The following is a 22882-nucleotide window of genomic DNA, read 5'->3' as shown; positions in this document are numbered from 1 at the left end:
TAGAGGGGCGGTAACCCGCCCCTTGAAACTGAGGGTTAACGAATACCTGCACGTCTCAACGCTGCTGGAGTGAAGTTAGCTTCACTGAGCTTGGCATCAAAATCATACATGCGACCTTCATTATCAAGACCCATGGCGATGTAACGTCGAGATTGAAGATCGTGGAAGACCTCTAAGGTACTCCAATGTGTTGGCACTTCGTAGTAGTTGATTGCATGTGCAACCGCAACACGATATAGCTCATCACGGTTATCATACATATCGGCGAGCGATACCTGCCATGAATCTTCATCTATATAAAAGACACGAGTCTTGTAGATATGGCGCATGCCCTCTTTAAGCTGAGCCTTAACCACCCAAACACGATGCTTTTCCCAACGGACAAACTCAGGGTTGATATGACCTGGATTAATGATCTGATCGTACTTCAACTGATCTGAATGAAGTTTATAATCGTTATAAGGAATATAAACTTCTTTCTTCCCAATAAGCTCCCAGTTATATCTAACTGGCGAACCGTTGAACATATCGAAATCATCTGTTGTTCTTAGGCCATCAGACACCGAACCTGGCGTATCGAAGGCAACATTGGGTGCCTTACGCACTCGACGCTGACCCGTGTTATAGGTCCAGGCTTGTCTTGGCAAGGCTTCTTGATCCATGGTCTCTTTAACCAGCAGAGCCGTACCCGCCAGACGAGCAGGCTGAGTCACTACTTGCTTGAAGTAGAACAAGGTATTAGAAGCGGCAAGCTTATCCAAGGTCATTTCAGGACGTGAATACTGAAAACGTATCTCTTCGGTAGTTTCAACGAGCGTATAGCTGCCGCCTGCTGTGGGCGCGGCTTGGCTACGTGATGTTTTCACATCTACACCACGAAAACGCAGCACATGGTTCCAGATAACCTCTAATCCATTTTCAGGGATCGGGAAAGGCACGCCGATAGATGCTCCTTTTACACCATTACCTTGGGACACCAACTCGGCACGTGTTGCATTGGCCTTAGTGGCGTCATAGACAAACTGAGGCACTGAAGCTGTACGTCTGGTTTGATAGACATTCATCTTGTAAGTATCAGGATACAGTTCAAAAAGTTTGATCTGGCCTTCGGAAAGATGCTCTTTATACTTATCCTTGTTGGCGTTGGTGATAGTAAACTCTATCTTATCACCGGCAAATGGATCCGGATGATGCATCCCCTTCTTGTAACCAGCAGGAGGCGTGGTGATCCCACCATCCCAAGCAGGAATGGAACCGTCGGCATTAGCCGCCTTAATTCCACCCAAAGGCGTCAATTCGGTGCCTAATTTTTTCGCAGCAGCCTCTGTAACCTTCGCCCATGCACTGGGTGCACTCAAAGCAACTATCACAGCCGCCGACAATATCGCAAGTTTCTTCATTATTATTGTCCTTGTGATCTAGATTGAATATTTAATGTTAAATGACACGTAATCTCGGTCAGACATCTGGTTTGTCGTGCCTACACCACCAAAGAAGCTGTTATAGGAGATATCTGCTCCCCAACGACTCTGGTAATCGAAGTTCACACCAAGAGACACAGACTTCTTGCCTTCGGTAAACAGGAACATAGGATCCGGCGTAATACCCTCAACATCATGTGAGAAAATTATCCGTGGCGACATGTTCACCCCGGCAAACAAGTTGTTGTAATCGGCTTTGGCTACCAAACGATAACCCCAGGCAAAATCTGTCGGAAACGGGTTCGTCTCAGGACCATTGTGAACGGCTTCAATAATTCCCGGCATATCAGGATTACCACCAGAACGAGCCGTACCCGGACCGTTAAGTCTTAGCTCATCAAAACCTGGCATATCATGGATCCAAACGCCGCCTATCTCGGCCAGCATCACTAGATTACTGGTACCAAATGTCGGACCAAACAGATGGGTAAAGGTTGCCTGTGCCTGTGTGGTATCTAAACGAATGAAGCCTTCGGCATACTGACCTGGAGCGACATTGTCCATTTGAGAAATACCGTCGAGATCGGGTCTGATACCTGCGTTTGCTAGCTGTTGCGGCATGGCAGCGAAAAGCAGCTCCACATCATCGATCTGCAGTGGCTCATCTTGACGGTGGGAAATTTCTCCCGCCACCGAGGTATCACCGATAAGCGTGTTGAAACTAAAACCATATAGTTGAATGTCTTCGGGATACTCAATTTTCGCCTTAGAGAAGGTTTCTAGACCCAGTAAGGTATCACGATCCACAGTGCCGCCAGCTGCGGCAATCTCTCCAAGCTTAACGAGATCACGTCCAACGGCTGCTTGAGTAAAGTTAGCCGTTGTCCCGCTGATTAAAGGACGACGACTGTGATAATTCATGTAATAGAGGCCGAACTCAGTCTCTCCGAGTTCAGGAGCATAGTACCCAAGCTTGATACCATATTGGCCCGAATCACTGGCGCTGGCCTGATCTTGAACTAAGGTGGATTTGGTTGGATAGGCTAGAGCTAATGCACCCAATTGTTCAGAGGTAAATTGCTGCGAAGCTATCATGGCAACAAGGTCGTTATACTCAGACAAAAGGAACTCAAGGTTCATGTCTGGGTTTGACTGAAAACCTAGCTGGGCATTCTGGCCATAACCACCGTAACCGGCAAAATCGTTAGAGGAGAAGTATGAGCCAGGTGTTGGCACCCACACAGGCTCCCAGTCATACTGATAGAAAGCTTCGACCGAAAGTTGATCTGTCACTCCAAAAGATGCCCAAACCATACCTTGAGGTCTGTAGGCTTCCTTGAGCTCGGAGCCTGGGGCATTGAGAATGTTCAAATCCACCGCATTGATAACGCCGATACCATGGGGAATAAGTGTACTTTCTCCCCAAGAAACGACCTGTTGACCAACTCGAACAGTCAGGGGGTTGGCACCATCGTTAAAATCGAAATCTCCATAGACGAAGGCATCAAGCAGGCGAACGTCTTTACATTGCACCTTAGAAGATTGAGAATCTGCACAGGGATCGTATTCCTTCCCAGTCAAGGGGTCGCTAAAACCATAGCTGCCGTTATTGGCCTTTTGATCGAAGAAATACATACCACGAGCAAACACACCGAAATTTTTATATTTTAGCGATAACTCATGCAGTCCCTTGAATACCACTGCAGTGGTGTCACCCTTCGAATAGAGCAGATTACTTAAGTCACCGTTACTGGAATAAGAACCAGGCTGAGCCCAGATCTGAGCTGAGCTATACTTGGTATTACCAAATGCTGAATAGTTAGACCAATCAAACTGTGGGTGATTCACCTTACCTATGTTGCTGTCCCAATCACGCCCTTCTACACGCCAGCTCGCACCCGCTGACCATGTCGAATCGAACGTGCCTTCAACTTCTCCCCAATCAAAAGATACAGCATTGACACTGGATGAGATACCCATACTCAGTGCCGCTACGATCCCTAAAGCAAGTGTCGACTTCGTAAAGCCGTTATTAACCTTTTTCATTTTAGCGCTTCTCCGTAACCTGCTGAATTCTTGTTATTAGGAATGACAGCCAACATCTTGTTAGCCTTCAGCTAACACCATTGTTACAGTATTTACATCTGATGAGCAAGGCAGAATTTAATAAAATCTTCCAAAGAATTAAGTACGTTAGCTGATTTTAAATCCATATTTCAAACACTTGATTTAAATTCGAACATGGAGGAATTTGATATTGCAGGAACAGTAAGTTAATTAACTGTAAATACAGTTAATTAACTTGGTTTAGAACCGGAAAGGATAAGAGAATGAATTAATCACACGTTTGAAGTAATTGCTCTATATTAATTTAGCATTTACTAAGAGAGACAAGATCTCCTTGAGCATTGAGTTCCATTTTAAACTGCCCCTGAATACCTGAGCGTGTTAAGAAGCGACGAAAATGTCTGCCATGTATCCACAAGGTTCTACCTTTGTGGTCATGGACTTCGACCTTTTCCACCTCCCCCCGATAGAATTGCTGGAAGTCGTGATAAGTGACATTGAGTGAAAAATAAAAGATCATAAGACAACTACAAGAAATGAGATATAAGCCCCTAGAAGCTTAAGCTGTTAGGGGCTGGCATGGTTAACGATCAGCTGCAGATTTAAAGGCCAAGTGCCTTGGACACTTTCTCATAGAGGTCTTTTGATAAGTCAGGAAGGCCTAAGATACGCTCCAGAGAGGCTTTCATCATAGCCTGCCTGCTTGAATCAAACTTTTTAAATTGAATCAAAGGCGTGATAATACGCGCAGCGACTTGAGGATTCACCTTATTAAGCTTGATAATCGCATCGGTCAGGAAGTCGTAGCCTTTGCCCTCGATATCATGAAATTGAATCAAGTTACCAGCAGCGAAAGCACCGACTAAAGATCTAACTCTATTAGGGTTGGAATAACTAAAAGATTCATGATCAGTCAAAGCGACTAAGGTTTCCAAACACTTATCATCACCACAAGTCGCATGTAACGTCAGCCACTTATCCATCACCAGTGGTGTCGATTTCCATTTAGATTCATAATCAGCCATGAGTCTAGTTCTCACAGATGATGCTTCGCCATTCAAGGCTTGTAGTGCCCCTAAGCTGTCAGTCATATTAGCCGCCTGAACATACTGATCCTCGGCGTACTCTTGATATTCATCAGAGACTTTTTGCAGCAGGAATAAACAGGTATTTTTAAGCGCTCGTGCAGCGGCGTTATCGACTCCCGCCAGCTCTCTGTAACGAGTGACTAATTCATCTTCACAGGCGGTGGCGATCTCTTCTGCCACATAGTCGCGGGCAGTGCCCAAGGCATCGAGTTCAACGGATTCGGCCTGCTCTATGAGTGCAGAAACACTCGGCAGAGTAAAGATTTCTGCTACTAAGGCGAGATCTAGACTTGGTGAAAGCAGTACACCACGATAAGCATCAACAACTCTGGGATCCACATGCATGGCTTGATTGAGCTGCAAATTAGCGACATTGTCCCAAATCGACTGGCTTACCAGAGTCACTGACGCCTCCCAACGGGCGACTTCACTACTGGCGAATCTCATTAGATGGACTAATTGCTCAATGGAATAATCAAACACTAATTTAACCGGTGCTGAGAAATTCTGCAGTAAAGATGGCACAGGCTTCTCAGTAATATCATTAAAGATAAACTCTTGGCTTGCCTGTTTAACATCGATAACTGCACTCAACATTGACTCTCCTTGACCGGATAATAGCTCCAAGTCGAAGGGAATATGCAGGGCTTGTTTGTCTTTTTGTTCGGCCGACTCAGGAGTGGTCTGCTTGATAGTTAAACGGTAACACGCGTTTACCTCATCATAATCTTCTTCAACCGTCACAACAGGAGTACCAGACTGACTGTACCACAGCTTAAATTGAACCAGATCTACGCCACTGGCATCTTGCATCGCCGCGACGAAATCATCACAAGTGACCGCCTGACCATCATGACGCTGGAAATACAGCTGCATTCCGGCCTGAAACTTCTGCTCCCCGAGTAAGGTATGCAACATGCGTATCACTTCGGCGCCTTTGTTATACACAGTTACCGTATAGAAGTTATTCATCTCGATGACAGATTCGGGACGTATTGGGTGGGACATAGGGCCAGAGTCTTCGGCAAACTGCTGATTCTTTATCACCTTAATGGCATGAATACGGTTTACAGCCCTCGAGCCTAAATCTGAGCTGAATTCTTGATCTCTGAAAACCGTTAACCCCTCTTTGAGGCTTAATTGAAACCAGTCTCTGCAAGTTACCCTGTTTCCTGTCCAGTTATGGAAATACTCATGTCCCACAACGGCTTCGATACCATGGTAATCTTCATCAGTCGCTGAGCTTGTATCGGCTAAAACATATTTAGTGTTGAATACGTTGAGCCCCTTGTTCTCCATAGCGCCCATGTTGAAGAAATCCACCGCAACTATCATGTAGATATCAAGATCATACTCGAGATTAAAGCGAGACTCATCCCATGCCATAGACTTCTTAAGTGACGCTATAGCATGGTGTGCTTTATTTAAATTGCCTTTATCGACAAATACCTGCAATTTTACGGCGCGATTACTGCGGGTGATAAACTCATCTTCTAATAAGTCAAAGTCTCCGGCAACCAAGGCAAACAAGTAAGCAGGTTTAGGAAATGGATCATGCCATTTGGCAAAATGACGGTCGCCATCAAGAGATCCCTTTTCAATAGGGTTTCCATTACTTAACAGGTAAGGAAAAGCGGTCTTATCGGCTTCTATGCGCACCGTATATATGGCTAAGACATCGGGTCTATCGAGGAAGTAAGTGATTCGTCTGAAGCCTTCGGCCTCACACTGGGTGCAATATGCCCCATCTGACATGTAGAGGCCTTCGAGGCTTAAATTTGCTTCTGGGTCTAGCTGAGTCACTATTTCAAGTTGGAACTCATCGAGCTGTGTATCTATAGATAGGTTCGTTAACCCTTGCTTGTAGCTAACATCTTCACCATTAATCTTCACCGATAAGATCTTCATCTCATCACCATCGAGGATCAAACAGGTCGCTGTGCTGTCTAGTCTAACTACCTGACTCTTAGCAACAACCTGTGTCTCTTTCCCCTCTAAGGTAAAGCTTAAATCCAGATGTGTGATGGTGAATCTAGGTGCGGTATAGTCTTTTAGGTATTTTGCTTGTGCTTGTGTCATAAACAGACCTTAAATCCTTTTCAACGCTCATGTCACCATAAGCTAAATAATAAATATAAAAAAACGCGCCCGAAGCGCGTTTTTCAAAGTCATACAAATCTAGTTTGATTGGTTCTTGGCAAGCCTTTCGTTGTCAACAAGGTCTAAGGTGATATAGACAGTTTCATCAAGGAAGGCATCTGGGATCTTAACCTCTTCCTCATCGGACTTAGCATCCTTGTCATCACTAGTGGCTTCATCTTCATCATCCAAGGTTTTGACGATTTCTAAACCTTGTTTAACACGACGCTCATTGAGTCTCTCGAGCTGTTTCTTTTCATTGCTTTCACGCTCGGCAATACGCTCTATTTCGACTAATGACACTGTGGTTTCATTGTGATGCAGCTTAAACTCGACTATGTCTTGATTAATATAACCAAACTCTACATCGCTTTTTACACGCTCTTGGTGTTTAGCATCTAAGCGAGTCACCAGGCTAGGGTTAATATCACCGAGTGTGCCGTATTGAGCCACAGGTACCTTGTCCCAAGGCAGTGCGTTTTCTTCATCAGACTCCCCGTACTCACCCGGCTCTAATGCGCTCGGGAAAGAGATATCAGGTGTCACGCCTTTAAGCTGAGTACTGCCGCCATTGATGCGGTAAAACTTAGCGATAGTATATTGCACATGGCCGATAGGTTTTTTATACATATCATAGATACGACCTAGGCTCTTGTGCTGCTGCACAGTACCTTTACCAAATGTAGATTCACCTACAATTAGCGCACGATCATAATCTTGTAATGCTGCAGCAAAAATTTCTGATGCCGATGCGCTGTATCTGTCCACTATCACAGTCAATGGACCGCTATAGCTAGTACGGCCGTCATTGTCACGATTCTGCGACACCTGGCCGTTAGCATCTCTTATCTGAACCACAGGACCTTGGTCAATAAACAAGCCTGTCAGCAAAGTGGCCTCGGTTAATGCGCCACCACCATTACCTCTAAGGTCGATGATGATGCCTTCAACTTTCGCTTCTTTGAGCTTAACCAGCTCTTTAGACACATCTTTCGACAGGTTCATATAGAAACCAGGGATCTGAATAACACCAACTTTACGATTTTCGTAGAGGCCATTATCGGGTTCAATGACTTCAGATGTTGCCGCTCTGTCTTCGAGACGAATCTTATCCCTGACGATGACAAGTTCAAAAGGCTTCGCCGAAGTGCCGCCTTTATTAGGCAAAATTTGCAGCACTACCTTGCTGCCTTTAGGGCCCTTTATCAGTTCAACTACGTCGTCTAAACGCCAGCCGATAACATCGACTATATCTTTGCCTTCTTGACCAACGCCAATGATTTTATCTTCGGGAGATAATTTTTCGCTATTTGCGGCCGGACCACCAGTAACAAGACTCTTAATAACCGTGTAGTCATCATCCATCTGTAATACAGCACCTATGCCCTCAAGGCTAAGGTTCATTTCCATCTGGAAGCGTTCGGCATTGCGTGGTGAAAGGTAACTAGTATGAGGCTCGACGGTACGAGAGAAGGCATTCATCACACCTTGAAAAACATCTTCACTCTTAGTCTGACTCAATCGCTTAATCGCATTGTTATAGCGTTTTTCAAGCACAGGAACGATCTCGTCCCATGTCTTACCAGTCAGTTTAAGGTTCAATGCATCATATTTGACACGTTGACGCCAAAGCTCGTCCACTTCCGCTTCATCTTTAGGCCAGCTCGCATCTTCACGATCATATTGATACTTGTCATTAGCAAGCGTGAAGTCCATCTCTTTGTCTAATAAAGAGAGTGCGTAGGTGAAACGGTCGTAACGTCTTTTTTGAACTTGTTGGTACATCTTATAAGCTGGTGTTAAATCACCACTTTTAAGCATGTCATCGAATTGTTTTGCATAAACGTTGAAGCTATCCAGATCACTCTGAAGCAGCACATTACGTCTATAATCGAGCTGTTTTAAGTATCGCTTAAACACTCGCTCGGAAAAAGCATCATCTAAATCAAATCTGTGATAGTGAGAACGAGTGAAAAGGCCTGTCACGCGCTTGCTCGCAACTTTATGTTGCGGCTCCTGCGTTAAAGCGGGTAACTCGCTGAATGGAATTGTAGGGGTTAACGCCCACGCCGAGAATCCGACAAAAATACTGGCGATTGAGACAGCCAGGGTGATTTTTCGCATCAACAAGTTACTCCTTACTCTAAAATTAAAGCATGATGTGCTCAACACTAACTTTTATGGTTAGGCCTGAGTCCAGTTGGACTTGAACATCACTTCTTTTAATATCAACGATAACACCAGAAACTGGAGACTTACCTAGTTTGACACTAACACGCTGATTTTGTTTCAGCTCATTTAACACTGCTGGCGTCAAATTAACAACAGGAGCAGGTTCTTTCGCTGGCTTTTTAGGCGCTGGCTTGGCACGCTTAGGTGCAGGCTTCAAGGCTTGCTTAGCAGCTTGAGCTTCCTTTCTTGCCGCCGTAGCTTTAGCAATGCGTTTAGCTTTCGCTTTTTCCTGACTCTCTTTAAGCGTTGATTGCGCATGTTCAATATGCTCTTGCTCTAACTCACCGCACTCATTACCCTCAAGATCGATTCGTTGAGCACCGGCTTTTACGCCCTTCAGATAACGCCAACTACTAGTATAGCGTCTCAAAGCAATTCTCAATTGAGTCTTACTGACTTTAGAATCATCAGCTAACCTTTCAGCCAACTCCTGAAACAATCCAATTTTTAATGGTTTAGTTTCGCCTTCGGCAATAAAGCACAAAGGAAATGTTTCGTATAAATACGCAAGAATTGCGTTGGTGTCGGTCAACTTGTCTGTTGATTCCATTATTTCTTCCACAGTTTAAAAGGGGCACTGACTAGTCATAAGTAGGCTAAACAGTGTCGTTTATATTTGTCTTTCGCGGGCTTCACCAGATAATCCCAAACAGAATTATCGAGACGCAGCGCAAACACGGCAGACATACTTTAGCAATTACAATTAACAAACGCCAAGCTTTCATTCCAAGCTAGGAATATTCTCAACGTCCTTAGTATTCGAACCGCCTATTATAAACCCGAGTTTGACGATTGCGAACATGTATTATGAAATATTGGTCATAGTTTAGCCAAATAACGCACTTTCGAAGCTTGATACTAAGTTTTCGAGCCCTATTTGATCAATTTCATCGAATCGAGCTAACTTAGGACTGTCTATATCTAAAACGGCTATAACTCGGTTATCCCTGATAATGGGGATAACTATCTCTGAATTTGTCGCTGAATCACAAGCAATATGTCCTGAAAATTGATGAACATCGGCCACCCTAAGGGTGTTATTGTCTGCTGCTGCCGAACCACAGACTCCTTTACCCAGAGGAATACGCGTACAGGCGACTCGGCCCTGAAATGGACCCAAGACTAGCTGCCCATCTTTTAGCAGATAGAAGCCCACCCAATTAAGCCCTTCGAGTGAGTCATTGAGTAAAGCTGAAAAATTGGCCATCCCGGCCACTAAGTCATTTTCGCCCTGTAGAAGCGCTTGTGCTTGACGATTCAACATTTGATAAAATTCAGTTTTCATACAAACTTCCTAGATATTATTTTTTTGTACCGACATTTTTAGCCTCGGCTTTCTTAGACGTTTTTTTCACTTCAGTCGTCTCTGGCTTCTGAGGTACGACGCCTTTAAGTAAATTGAGCAATAGTTCCTTGTGTTGAGCAAGATAAAAACTCAACTTTTCACAAGTTACTTCATCTATCTCTAATTCTGACTCGGCTAAGAATGGGGCTAGATTATCGGCGATATCAAGCATCTTATCGTAGGCATCCGCCTCCTTCTTAGATGTGAATGTCATTTTCTCGATCCCCTCTCTGACCACTACATATTTAGTAACAACCGCCATAACGTCCCTCTCACTGTTTTTATATACAGTTGTAGGGTCTCATAAATATAACTTCTTATGCAAGTATTCCAGAAAACCTGATATTATTTGTCAAATTATATAATAATATCCTCAAGGTATTCACAATTGAGCATGACTCAATGCCGTGACGTTCGGATGAATTAACGAGTATCGTCGAATCAAATATTAACGATTAGGGTGTGTTAGAAAGATTGAAATTACTTACGGAAGAGAAGTGTGCAGATACCAGTGTGACCCTGTGTCGTTCCTGTGATCTTGTGATAAGGAAACGAGCCTTGCCTTCGTCGGTTCGCGCCTTATGCCCTCGATGTCATACTGCCATTTATGATGCACCTTATTGTTCCCTAAACGGCATGTTAGCCCTGTGTCTAACAGCGCTCATTTTTTTCGTTCCGGCAAATTTACTCCCCGTTATTGAGTTACATTTCCTTGGTAGCATCAGGACAACAACCATCTTCGAAGGTGCCATGGCTGTTGCCAATCAAGGTTATTGGGTCGTCGCCATTGCCGTACTCACCTCGGCAGTCATAGCACCGGGTTTATTGCTTTTATCTGTCCTCTCACAAATTTTAATCATCAAATACCGATTGGAAGTGCCTTTTTTTCGGGATATATTGAAGCGCCTATTGAAATATCATGGTCTGCTCTCACAGCTCACCATGTTAGAAATTTATATGATCAGTATTTTTATATCTGTCTTCCAACTCAGAGACTACACAGATATCCATCTGGAGATGGGCACTTTCTGTTTCGCAATGTTATTTCTGGTGACCCTATTTTTACAGCGTGAATATCATCTGGAACATATGTGGAGTCTATTAAATGACTAGTCCCTCGGAGCAGGCACACAGAACCCAAGGTAAAGATGTCGGTCTGACACTCTGTCCTTCATGCAAACAGTTGATGCCTCACGCGGAAAATCATTGTTCACGCTGTGGCTCGATACTCGCCCTGCGTGATTATTCGAGTTTACAGAAAAGCTGGGCTTTACTTATTACTGCCGCAATTTTACTGATCCCGGCAAATATCTACCCCATCACCATTTTTACCAGCCAAGGGCATACACGCCACGATACAATTTTTACTGGCATTACTCACCTCATCGATCTGGACATCTTACCTATAGCGGTAATATTATTTACCGCTAGTATCTTAGTGCCGATCCTAAAAATATGTGGGCTGACTATTTATCTGCTTGCCATCAGTTTTCGCCTACCCATCTCCAAGAAAAGATTGATGGTTGGATTTCATGTTATTGAATGGATAGGTCGCTGGTCGATGCTCGACCTATTTGTCATATCTATTACCGCAGCGCTGGTCAATATGGGGCAGTTGCTAGATGCAAGGCCTGGACCTGCCGCAACCGCATTTGCTTTAGTGATTTTACTGACACAAGTCGCAGCTAAAGTACTTGATACTCGTTTACTCTGGGATCGATTGGAATCGAAAGATGACGCAAATTGAAACACCGAAAGTAGTTAAAAAGAAGCTTTTTTCACCTATCTGGCTTTTACCTTTAGTGGCTATTGCCCTAGGGTCTTGGTTAGGGATTAAAAGTATAAGAGAAGCCGGTATCGAAGTGCGAATCCACTTCCCCAGCGCGACTGGAATTGATGTTGGTAAAACCTTAGTACGCTATCAAGGACTTACCGTAGGTAAGGTGGTCGATATAAGTATCGATGACGACCTACAAGGCGTAAATGTCGATCTCAAGATGGATTACCGAGCCGATCCCTTTTTAAATGAGCAAACCAAATTCTGGTTAGTCACGCCTAAGGCCTCAATCACTGGGGTTGAAGGGTTAGATGCGCTCTTCTCGGGAAATTATATCGCGATTCAACCCGGTGGTGGTCAGTCACATTCCTTTTTCGAAGCCGAAACAAATGCCCCGGCGATAATGCCTGGAAGCGACGGTTTAGTCATTGAATTAACCGCCGAGACTCTAGGTTCTCTGGATGTTGGTTCACAGATTTTTTACCGACAAATTCCCGTTGGAAAAATCATCAGTTATCATCTTAAAGGATCGAGGCAAATTTTACTGAGCGCATTTATTAACAAACAATATGCCCACTTGGTAAAAACCGATTCTCAATTCTGGAATGTCTCCGGCCTCCATATCAACGCCTCGCTCTCTGGCATAGAGATAAAATCCGAAAGTTTGTCATCCATTCTTGCCGGTGGTCTAAGCTTTAGCTCTTCCGATGAATCTCAAATAGCCGAAAATGGGCACAGTTATCGTGTCTACGACAGTCAAGCATTGACCCAAGGTGGCATAGAGTTTTCATTGACGGCCAGTCAATCGGACGCTGCATCTACCGGCACCCCCATCGTTTTCAGAGGCATCAATATTGGTCGTATAACAGATACACATCTAACCGATACCGGTGTTCAGTTCACTGCGAAAATTGATAAAGACTATGCCCAGTTGCTCTCAGGGACATCTCATTTCTGGCTTGAGGGCGCCGATATTTCCTTATCAGGTATCAAGCATGCGGGACGCTTACTCACAGGCAGTGTCATTAATTTTTCACCAGGAAGCGGTGAGCCGAAGCAGCAATACACTCTCTTGAATATTGCACCGGATCAAGACACTCAGTCTAAATTACTTTTAAGCTTAATCGCCGATAATAACCCAGGTGTAGGCGTCGGAGCAGAAGTTCGCTATAAGCAATTGGCCATAGGTAAGGTCAACTCTGTCAGCCTTAACCAGGCGTTAACCGGCGTAGAATACCAGATCGAAATCTGGCCTGAATTTACTGACTTGGTCAATACCGACAGTTATTTCATCCCCGAATCGGCCCTGTCAATCCAAGCATCCCTAGAGGGTATCTCAGTAAAAACTCGAGATCTATCCACCTTAACCAAGGGCGCTATTAGTCTGATCCAGGGCCCAAGTAAGACAGTGGCAAGAAATCATGCACAACTGGCTTTGTTCCTCTCAACGAATGCAGCCGATGATTATTTTGACAAACTAACACAATTTACACTGTCCCTGACCAGCCCCGATGGTGCAGGCCTTTCACCTGGATCACCTGTTTACTATCAAAAAATGCAAATTGGCCAGGTCAACAAGGTTAACTGGAGCTCTGCTAATGAGAACTTCGATATTAGCATCAGCATTCGAGACCAATTCAAACCTTTGGTCAAAACCAATAGTGTTTTTTGGCGCAACAGTGCTATCACAGTCAATGCAGCCCTTTCAGGCATAGAAATAGATGTCGCCCCCATTCAGGGAGCATTAAAAGGTAGTATCACACTGGGCTTGCTCGACGATGATGATATAGGCTCACAAACTTATCTATATGAATCTAAATCTCTGGCACTGGCTCAGGCAAAACCCATTAGCCTCACCTTCCCAGCCGACGTCAAGTTAGCAGCCAAGGCGCCCATACGTTACTTGGGCCATAAGGTGGGTGCAGTCGAGCGCGTCACCTTGAATAAAGATCTGGTCAGTGTCAGCGTCGATGCCTATCTATATGGAGATTACGCCCAACACTTTACTCAAGAGGATGCCGAGTATTTCCTGGTTGATGCACAAATATCCCTCGCAGGGATTCAGGCGCCAGAAACCTTATTATCTGGCCCCTATATTGGAGTAAAACCTGGTGTAAGTTCTCTGAAGCGTACTCAATTTATCGGTGAAGTGACTCCAGTGGTTCAAGCCAAAAGAGATTGGTTACAATTCACTCTCGAAGACAGCAACCTAGGATCAATTAAAGCCGGAACCCCGATTATTTTTAGGGGCATTAAAATTGGTGCAATCCATGCTTATCAGTTAGCTGACACCGGCAATTCAGTTCAGATGTTCGCCCATGTCGATGGCAAATATCGCCACCTGGTCAACCAAACGAGTAAATTCTGGGATCTTTCAGGCGTAAAAGTCGATGTAGGGCTTTTTTCAGGGGCTAAGATTGAAACTGGATCATTAGAAACCATACTTGCGGGTGGTATTGGGGTGGTAACTCAGCAGCAAACCAGAACGAGTAATCGACTGGGATCTGGTGCTAGCTTTACCTTACATCAAAAACTCGAATCTAAATGGCTAACATGGGCACCAGTCCAAGTCAGCCAAAAGTAATCACTGATTAATCGGCGCCGGAAGGATAATATTTCCCCTTCTGGCAGCTGTTTAATTACCCTCATTCACTAAGCTCTCATTTACCGACTAAAATTAGTGCTTATACCTAGTTAGATTGGTATTAATTCAGGAAGGTTTATGTCTAAAGAAATCATAAAGCTGGCGGCCAGAAACTTAAAAAAAGCCGTTCCTTTAATGTTAAAGCACCAAATTCCTACCACGCCAACCAATTATGCGCTCTGGTATACCTATGTCTCAGAACAAAGTCCGGAATTAAACAAACGACTCGACACGGTTATTGAGCAACATCATACCTGCCCGCCCGTGAATGCTGAGATGCTATATCGAGAATACGTGTCAGATCCTATCGAGGTCGATGTCCTCGACATGCGACAGAATCTAGAAGCCATGGTCACTGAGCTCTCTCACTCTCTCAAAGATACCAATGTTGATGCCACACAATTTCAGCGCCGTATCGACAGTAATTTCGATAAATTAAATCGAATCGAAGAGGAAGGCGTCAGCTTAGAGAAGGTACTCGGTATCGTCAGAAGCTTAGTCAAGGAGTCCGACGACATACGTTCCAGCACACAGTATTTCACCGGTCAACTGAGTAAAGCCCAACAAGAGATCAATGCTTTAAAGCAGCAATTAGAAAAATCTGAACAAATCATGCTATACGATGCCCTCACAGGTATATTCAATCGCCGCGCATTCGATAATGATCTTAGAGGCTCCCTGAGCCAATCACCTGACGGTTTATGCCTCATACTCGCGGATATCGACCATTTCAAAGAATTTAATGATAACTATGGTCATCAGCTAGGCGATCAAGTACTTAAAGTGGTCGCTAAGCGACTACAGGCATCCTGTAGAGACGGCGCTAAACTCTATCGATATGGCGGCGAAGAATTTGCTGTCATCATACCTAAGAGCCAACTTGGTTCTTCCCGACATTTGGCCGAAGCCATGCGCCGTGGGCTGGAAAAAATAACCCTAAAAGACAGAAGGAAAGATGTTCGTATCAATAAGATCACCGCATCATTCGGCGTCGCACAATGGAATAAAAACCTCGAGGGCGCCGAGCTTATAGAGCAAGCGGACAAACTTCTCTACGAGGCAAAACGCCTAGGCCGAAACAGGGTCATGCCGATCCCCAGCTAAAAGATAGCCGCTATACAGGCAGCGCCCTCACTATGAGTCGATATGAGCTGCCTGTTTGTAGCGCATTAAATGGATAACAAGTTATCAGGGTCAGTTGATCATAATAGCTTGGCATAAGTGCACTATTGTCAGTTTCGTGTACTATTTGGGTTGAAGATACTCGGTACTGTCTTTTTTGTTTATTTGCGTCTTGAAATATTATCACCCGTCCTGGTTTAATCCCATTGAGCACAGAAAAGTGCGTATCATTATGACCCGCTATGATCCTGTTTCCCCCTTGGGTCAGCAAGCCTCCACCCTGTACCATAGTTGGCCCGAAGGCTAAATTCCTCCCCGATGCACCAGACAATACATAGAATGTGCTGTCTACCAGCGCTAGATCATCTGCTGTCATCAAGGTCATTTTTGCCACAGGATAGGTATCGGCCCAACTCCAAGGTTTATGGGGTTGTTTATCCTCTAAGGTTTGTCGCCAAGCTTGCTCAATGAGATATTGTGCGAAATAGGCCTTAGCCTGCATATATGAGCCTTGTGCCAAGAGTAACACTCCGGTCAATATGACAGTGCTGCAGAGGCCTATACGCCAGCCCCTCGAGCGTCTCATGACTCCAGATCTTTGGTTGGCACATGTACATAGTCGCCATAGTCGCCTCTTGTCTGAATTGACGCCTTTTTCAACCTATTCTGTATAAGTAAACTAATACCCTGTCTAAGGCCTGCTCCCTTATCAAGACCAAAGCTTGCCAGATAAGCTAAACCTAAGCCCAGTAAAATCATGCCCATCATGATCAACAAGCGGCTCTCACCACCGGTCTGAGGCAAGTAGCCCACTGGGGCTTGCCAGCCAAATGGCGTAGTTTGCACCATACTTGCATAATTTGACACCACGGCAGAATTGGTCTCAACCGCTACTAAGCTGGTATGCTGACTCACCAAATGGTATTTGAGTCCTAACGCCGTCACCTGCTTTTTTACTCTAGCCTGATTAACCCCATCTTTACTCATTTCCAATGCGGCTATCTGCTTTCTGGCCCAAACAAGATCTAAACCGGCAGCAGATTTACGCTCATTAAGGGGCAAGCTGCTATGCCAATCTTGATCGCCTATCATGCCCGATACGATTAACTCAGAGGCCGAAGCCTGGTATATCTTGGGGCGCATTTTTATCGCAACTAACAGAGGTTCATTAGCATACAGATCTGGGATACTGATCGGCCAATGATCGGGAATCGTCCCATCGCCATAGTGCAGCTCAATATCTGTGACTTGAGGATGCTCAATCTTATACAGTAAGGATTCTATTTTCTGCTGCACCTCACCTAGCTTGCCAATGTAAGTGAAAGTTCCCTTACCAAACTCAGCCGCTCTCTCCATAAAATGAGAGTTAGGCGCCGCGCCAATACCTATGGTGAACAGTCTAGAATGACCTATTTTATCCTCAATAAGATTGAACAAACTTCGCTCATTCGCCACAGCCCCATCTGTCATAAACAATACTTGCTTCAAACGAACACCGTCTGAATCAAAATCTTCTTCATCTTGGTGAGAAGTCGAGTGATTGCCATTATCGAGCGCACGAGTCAGTGCAGGGCCCATCTCTGTGCCACCATCGGCCTTTAAGGTGCGTATAAACTGATTGGCCCTACCGATATTTTTTGCCGTGGCAGCAAGAGACTGTGCAGATAAGGCGTGTACATCTGAATTAAACGCTATCACATTGAAGCTGTCACGCGCCCCTAATCCGGCTAATGCATAGCCCATGGCCTTCTTAGCTTGTACTATCGCCTCTCCAGACATGGAACCCGAGGTGTCGATAACGAGTATCAAGTCTCTGGCTATTACGCTGCTCGCCCCGATCTCAGGTGGGATCAACATGAGTAGTGCATAGTCGCTGGCCTCTTTTGAATTGTCTGCTTCCTTATGAGTTTGGCCTTGCTGGGTATAGATAGCCGCAACGGGCTCACTGCCGGAAACCGGTGTCCATCTGAGAACAAAATCTCTATTGGCTGGCGTATCACTGACTAACTTGAGATCATATCGGTTATGGGTAACTAAGTGCTTATCAATATCATGGTAAACACTGGTTATCTCACTGAGCGCTACGCCAGCATCAAGATCGATCTCTATGTTCACTTTAGAGCCTGGGGCTCTGTGCTCTCCATAGCCGTAACTTAAATCAACAAATTGTGCCAATATTGTCTCTGTAGAGGGATAGGAATCATCCTTCCCCTCTAGATTTTTTGGCTCGTACCTAGGCTTAACGAACATAGGAAATCTGAGGCTAAACTCACCTTTGTCATATTTCACCAGCTCTTGATAGCTTATCTGTACCACTAAGGTTTCACCTGGGCCTAAGTTAGCAACAGATGTGGTGAAGATATTAGGCTTAGATTGCTCTACTAGGCTGGTTTTTTGACCTCTAGACTTAGCCAGTTGAAACTGCTTCCTTGCCTCTTCTCTCTCTCTAACTTGACCCTCTATTATCTTTTTCCCAACAATCAGGCGCATATGATCCACGGCAGCCTCATTAGGCAAGGGAAATAAATAGCTGCCATTGAGCCAATAATCACTCTCATTCCTGAATGTCTGGGTGACTGTGACCCGATTAATCCAGCCAGAAACCTTCATCTGTACATCTGTGTTAAGCGGCTGTGCCACCTGAGGCTTATTTTCTTCTTGGCTATGATAAACAAAACTCCCATGAGTTATCTCAACAGCATCTAAGGCTTGTGCCACATTTATCCAAGATGCCAGCACTATGGCTATCCCGGATATGGCAAAGTGAACTCTCCTCATCAGAGGGGCTTGGACACTTACATTATCTAGACCCGAACCTGTTCTCATCTTTATATTCCTTTTTAATGAAAACCGATTAATGATTGGCAGCAAGGGTCGTATCTTGTGACACAAATCTAATCGTGACCCTGCGATCGAAGAAGTCATTCTCAAAGCTCTGCTCAGCAGTTAGCGGAGCACTAGCACCATAGGCACTCGCAGCTAACTTTTTCTCATCCACTCCCTTAGTGAGTAGATAGCTCTTTACCTCGGCAACTCTCTGCTCTGACAGAGCCTGATTGTAAGTCGACTCTCCCCGTCGATCGGCATATCCCATGAGATCTAATCTAAGGTCATTAGATATCCGCAGTACACTCGCGAGTTCATCCAATTGCGGCTGAAAATGTGTCTCTAACTGAGAGGAACCTGTCTTAAATTGAATATTTAAGCCCAGCTCTAATTCGGTCAATTTCTGCTGCCTAGCCAATCTGAGTTCGGTCAGTTCATCTTGCAGCGACTCATACTGATTAGAGATGATCGCCAGTGACTGATTATCTTCATTAAGCAGGTTAATGGTGGATGCTTGCTCGGTTAACTTTAGCTGTTGAGATTCCATCTCAGTATCATCTCCAACCAACTTACCGATAATCCCTCCGGTAAACGCCCCTATGATAGCGCCAATGGGGCCGCCCACTACGGCGCCAAGAAATATTCCAGAGCCCACGCCGATCAACTCTTCTTGGTGCTCTCTGGGATTTTCAATCTCTGATGCATAGCCCATATTCGACACTGTTAATGAGCTCATCACTAATGCGGCTATCAGTTGCTTGTTCATTTTATTCATCCCTACTGTCATTAACCTTATTTAGGTGTTCACTGAGCGAGGAGTTAACTGCGCTTCAATTCAATATGAAGATTAAAACCCATAGAGATGACTTTGACGGGGATAAAAAATGGCAATGCGGGTATCAATTGTGGCAACAAAAAGGCAATCGCTTAAGTGGGCTTTTTACCTTGTTGTTTTACTGTATAGTCACACTCCACAGGGTTCACCGGCACTAGAGTAAGTTGCCGAACGATTATCGATTAACTCAGTTACGATAATTGATTTTAAAGGTTGAGAGTCATGAAACGCATCGCCATCGTTGAAGATGAAGTCGCCATTCGCGAAAACTATAAAGAAGTACTGCAACAGCAAGGCTACAGTGTCCAAGCCTATGCTAATCGTCCTACGGCTATGCAGGCTTTTATGACTCGTCTCCCGGATCTGGCAATCATAGATATCGGACTCGAGGATGAAATTGACGGTGGATTTACCCTTTGTCAGTCCCTCAGGGCCATGTCGAGTAATCTGCCCATTATCTTTTTAACCGCCAGAGACAGTGATTTTGATACCGTCTGCGGACTCAGGTTGGGCGCCGATGATTACCTGAGTAAAGATGTCAGCTTCCCACACCTAATTGCCAGACTAGCAGCCCTATTTCGCCGTGCAGAGCTGCAAGGTAAAGAGCTGTCCGATGAAAACCTACTAGAAAGAGATAAACTGGTTATCGACATCAACCGCATGCAAGTGTATTGGAACAAGACGCATATCGAACTCACAGTGACGGAATTCTGGATGGTGCATGCACTGGCGAAACGCCCGGGTCATGTGAGAAACCGACAAGAATTGATGCAGGAAGCGAAGATTTTCGTCGATGACAGCACCATCACCTCCCATGTGAAACGGATCCGTAAGAAATTCCTAGCTCTCGACTCAGATTTCGACTGCATAGATACAGTTTATGGTATGGGATATCGATGGGACCCACAGGGGTAAACTCGGCTGAATATTCAAGCCGCTGATAATGTTTAAATAAAGAGTATCGCTTGTGTTATATCGCCTTCTGGACATAAGAGCTAAAGCCTCTATGTATGCTTTCCTCATCGTTAGCGAGACTAAAAATGGCATAGCTAGATATTGGGCCTGGTTAACCGAAAAACTGACTAAGATAACCCCGAGCAGCTTCTATAAAATAGCTAACAGGCTGACCGACCTTTTTTTGAGCCTGAAACACAAGCTATCTAAATTTAATCCACCCATAGGCCTAAGATCCAAAGTCGCTATTTTATCTTTGTTTCTCCTTTGCCTTCCCTGGTTATGCTATCAATATGTGTGGGAGATGGAAAAATACCTAAGATACGGTCAAGAGAAAACACTCGAAGGCACCACACAGGCACTGGCTACTGCGCTACATGAACGCCCTAGCCTTTTTGACTTGCAAGCCAGTTTTCTTACTCAGGTAGAACAGGGACGCGATCTGTATGCATATCCTTTAGCCGGAGCCATTCAACTCGATGGTAAGCTGAACGACTGGGCCTCTTACCGCCACAGAAGCATCAGTTATGGCGAAAACCATCAGATCTTTAAACGTTCAGCCGACGCCCCATTAACCATTAGTTTCAATCATATGGTGGGGAAATATGCAGGTTTCCTCTACGCCTTCTTCGAAGTGACAGATCCAAGTGTGATCTATCGTGGCACTAACAGTCTCAAGATCGATGTCAACGACCACCTCACCATAGCCACATTGGCCCCCGATGGCGAATTCAAACGCTATATCATCGCCACCCAAAGAGAGGGTTGGGTGAGTTCATATAAGCTGCCCCAAGACCCTAAAAAAACGATGCCTGTGACTCCTGAGCTTAAAATTCAGGGAAAGTGGGTCAAAACCAAGGTCGGTTACAACATCGAGATACGCATGCCCTTGGATATGGTTGGTAGCAAACTGGGTTTCGCTATCTATGATGTCAATGATAACAAGACGCGCATTCTGGACGCCATTGTCGGTACGTCCGCTATCGATGATGTTAAAAATTTAGGGACTGTGCTGGTTCCTTCTCCAGAAATAGAAAGCATCATCAAGGGGATGAGCCATAACAGTTCGCGTATTTGGGTGGTCGATAAACATGGACGAGTATTAGCCAAGTCCGGTGACATTCGAACAAGTAGAAGTGTCTGGACCCAAACAGTCCAAGAAAAAACCGATGATTCGTTCTGGGGACATTTTAAGCGGGACTACCTGCATCGTTTCTATTATAAAATTTTAACCACACCACCTAAAGATTTTATCGACTCCCTGCAGGACTCAACAGTGCTCGAAGGTAGCCACATAAAAAATGCACTAGCCGGCAAACAAGGTTCCACCTGGCGCCTCACCCCGGACAATAAAGCCGTCATATTGGCAGCGGCCAGCCCTATCTGGATTGACGATAAGGTCATGGGTGTAGTCATCGCCGAAGAAACCACTCATGGCATCCGAACCCTGCGTAACAAGGCGCTGGAGAAATTATTTAACGTCATCTTGACTATCATGAGCATGGGCACCTTAGCCCTGTTCTTTTTCGCTTCCAGTATATCCAGCAGGATAAGAAAACTCAGGGATGAAACCGAAGAAGCCATCGACAGCCAAGGTAGGATTAGAAAAATCATTCAAGGCTCTGAAGTCAGAGATGAAATTGGCGATCTCTCTAGAAGTTTCGCCAACATTGTCGGCCGTCTGGGCCAATACACACATTATCTGGAGAATATGTCTGCACGCTTATCTCATGAATTGAGAACCCCAGTGGCCGTAGTGCGCTCTTCACTTGAGCATCTGAGCCTGCAACAATTAGATCCTGACACCCGAAAATATGTGGACCGGGCGGAAGAAGGCGTTAGCAGACTCAATATGATCCTCAATAATATGAGCGAAGCCACACGTCTGGAAGAGAGTTTATCTCAAGCGGAAGTAGACATATTTCCTCTGTCCAAGGTTATTTCGGGTTGTATGCAAGGTTATCAGCTCACCTATCCCGACCAGGAGTTTCAAGTCTGTGTCACACAAGACCCCTTAACCATGAGTGGTGTGCCCGAGTATATCGCTCAGCTTATGGATAAGCTGATTGCCAACGCGTTAGAATTCAGTACCGACAATACCCCCATCACAGTCACCTTAACGGCCAAGCACAGGCACGCAGAACTGACCATTTCGAACTTCGGTCCTCTATTACCTGAGAAAATGGCAGAGCAAATATTCGAATCTATGGTCTCAGTACGCCGACAGAAGGCCCAAGATAAGCCTCATTTAGGTTTAGGACTCTATATCGCTAGGCTTATCACTGATTTCCACCAAGGTTCCATCAAGGCAAGAGATCTACAGACGCCTGCCACAAACAGTAAATCTGGCGCAGAATTAGTCAGTTCAGGCGTAGAGATCTTGGTTTCATTGCCTTATATAAAATCATAGAATTCACCATAGATAACTGAAT

The 22882-nt window shown here is 44.9% G+C and carries 17 protein-coding genes; 6 read left to right on the top strand and 11 right to left on the bottom strand.

What is annotated here, in order from left to right:
• Positions 1 to 35: 35 nt before the first annotated feature.
• The 8 genes from SVI_RS08740 to SVI_RS08705 all read right to left on the bottom strand — a co-directional run bounded on the left by SVI_RS08740 (position 36) and on the right by SVI_RS08705 (position 10554).
• The gene (locus SVI_RS08740; RefSeq protein ID WP_013051130.1) at positions 36 to 1400 is read right to left on the bottom strand and encodes a DUF1329 domain-containing protein; all 1365 of its coding nucleotides are present in this window, start codon (positions 1398 to 1400) and stop codon (positions 36 to 38) included.
• Between the two features lie 18 nt (positions 1401 to 1418).
• The gene (locus SVI_RS08735; RefSeq protein ID WP_013051129.1) at positions 1419 to 3467 is read right to left on the bottom strand and encodes a DUF1302 domain-containing protein; all 2049 of its coding nucleotides are present in this window, start codon (positions 3465 to 3467) and stop codon (positions 1419 to 1421) included.
• 325 nt (positions 3468 to 3792) lie between these two features.
• Positions 3793 to 4008, bottom strand: coding sequence for a DUF2835 domain-containing protein (locus SVI_RS08730; protein WP_013051128.1), 216 nt, complete (start codon positions 4006 to 4008; stop codon positions 3793 to 3795).
• A gap of 82 nt (positions 4009 to 4090) precedes the next feature.
• Positions 4091 to 6655 (bottom strand): aminopeptidase N, encoded by a 2565-nt coding sequence (gene pepN, locus SVI_RS08725; RefSeq protein ID WP_013051127.1) that lies wholly within the window; start codon positions 6653 to 6655, stop codon positions 4091 to 4093.
• A gap of 99 nt (positions 6656 to 6754) precedes the next feature.
• Positions 6755 to 8839 carry a carboxy terminal-processing peptidase gene (gene prc, locus SVI_RS08720; RefSeq protein ID WP_041419815.1) on the bottom strand — a complete coding sequence of 695 codons (2085 nt, stop codon included), beginning with the start codon at positions 8837 to 8839 and terminating at the stop codon, positions 6755 to 6757.
• A 25-nt stretch (positions 8840 to 8864) separates the two neighbouring features.
• Positions 8865 to 9497 carry an RNA chaperone ProQ gene (gene proQ / locus SVI_RS08715; protein ID WP_013051125.1) on the bottom strand — a complete coding sequence of 211 codons (633 nt, stop codon included), beginning with the start codon at positions 9495 to 9497 and terminating at the stop codon, positions 8865 to 8867.
• A gap of 276 nt (positions 9498 to 9773) precedes the next feature.
• Complete coding sequence (locus SVI_RS08710; protein ID WP_013051123.1) at positions 9774 to 10232, bottom strand: GAF domain-containing protein; 459 nt, start codon at positions 10230 to 10232, stop codon at positions 9774 to 9776.
• 16 nt (positions 10233 to 10248) lie between these two features.
• Entirely contained in the window at positions 10249 to 10554 is a 306-nt protein-coding gene (locus tag SVI_RS08705; RefSeq protein WP_013051122.1) for a YebG family protein, read from the bottom strand.
• Positions 10555 to 10766: 212 nt separating this feature from the next.
• Here SVI_RS08705 and SVI_RS08700 point away from each other — a divergent pair, with 212 nt between their 5' ends.
• From SVI_RS08700 to SVI_RS08685, 4 genes are all read left to right on the top strand, one after another.
• Positions 10767 to 11405: a paraquat-inducible protein A gene (locus tag SVI_RS08700; protein ID WP_041419814.1), complete on the top strand. Its 639-nt coding sequence runs from the start codon at positions 10767 to 10769 to the stop codon at positions 11403 to 11405.
• Positions 11398 to 12039 (top strand): paraquat-inducible protein A, encoded by a 642-nt coding sequence (locus SVI_RS08695; protein ID WP_013051120.1) that lies wholly within the window; start codon positions 11398 to 11400, stop codon positions 12037 to 12039. Before SVI_RS08700 ends, SVI_RS08695 begins: the two co-directional genes overlap by 8 nt.
• Entirely contained in the window at positions 12026 to 14653 is a 2628-nt protein-coding gene (locus tag SVI_RS08690; protein ID WP_013051119.1) for an MlaD family protein, read from the top strand. Before SVI_RS08695 ends, SVI_RS08690 begins: the two co-directional genes overlap by 14 nt.
• Positions 14654 to 14791: 138 nt before the next feature.
• Complete coding sequence (locus SVI_RS08685) at positions 14792 to 15817, top strand: GGDEF domain-containing protein (protein ID WP_013051118.1); 1026 nt, start codon at positions 14792 to 14794, stop codon at positions 15815 to 15817.
• 10 nt (positions 15818 to 15827) lie between these two features.
• Here SVI_RS08685 and SVI_RS08680 read toward each other — a convergent pair whose 3' ends face one another.
• The 3 genes from SVI_RS08680 to pdsO are packed head-to-tail and all read right to left on the bottom strand — an operon-like array spanning position 15828 to position 19427.
• Entirely contained in the window at positions 15828 to 16421 is a 594-nt protein-coding gene (locus SVI_RS08680; protein WP_013051117.1) for a class GN sortase, read from the bottom strand.
• Positions 16418 to 18661: a marine proteobacterial sortase target protein gene (locus SVI_RS08675; protein WP_013051116.1), complete on the bottom strand. Its 2244-nt coding sequence runs from the start codon at positions 18659 to 18661 to the stop codon at positions 16418 to 16420. Before SVI_RS08675 ends, SVI_RS08680 begins: the two co-directional genes overlap by 4 nt.
• Positions 18662 to 18689: 28 nt before the next feature.
• Entirely contained in the window at positions 18690 to 19427 is a 738-nt protein-coding gene (gene pdsO, locus SVI_RS08670; protein ID WP_041419813.1) for a sortase-associated OmpA-like protein PdsO, read from the bottom strand.
• A gap of 291 nt (positions 19428 to 19718) precedes the next feature.
• Between pdsO and pdsR the strand changes: the two genes are divergently transcribed.
• Together pdsR and pdsS are read left to right on the top strand one after the other, a co-directional pair.
• A complete protein-coding gene (gene pdsR / locus SVI_RS08665) occupies positions 19719 to 20411 on the top strand; it encodes a proteobacterial dedicated sortase system response regulator (RefSeq protein WP_013051114.1) in 693 nt (230 codons plus the stop codon).
• A 52-nt stretch (positions 20412 to 20463) separates the two neighbouring features.
• Positions 20464 to 22860: a proteobacterial dedicated sortase system histidine kinase gene (pdsS, locus tag SVI_RS08660; RefSeq protein ID WP_231847801.1), complete on the top strand. Its 2397-nt coding sequence runs from the start codon at positions 20464 to 20466 to the stop codon at positions 22858 to 22860.
• Positions 22861 to 22882 lie beyond the last annotated feature (22 nt).

The sequence above is a fragment of the Shewanella violacea DSS12 genome (genome assembly GCF_000091325.1).
Taxonomy (GTDB): Bacteria; Pseudomonadota; Gammaproteobacteria; order Enterobacterales; family Shewanellaceae; genus Shewanella; species Shewanella violacea.
This window is presented reverse-complemented; position numbering and strand designations above follow the sequence as displayed.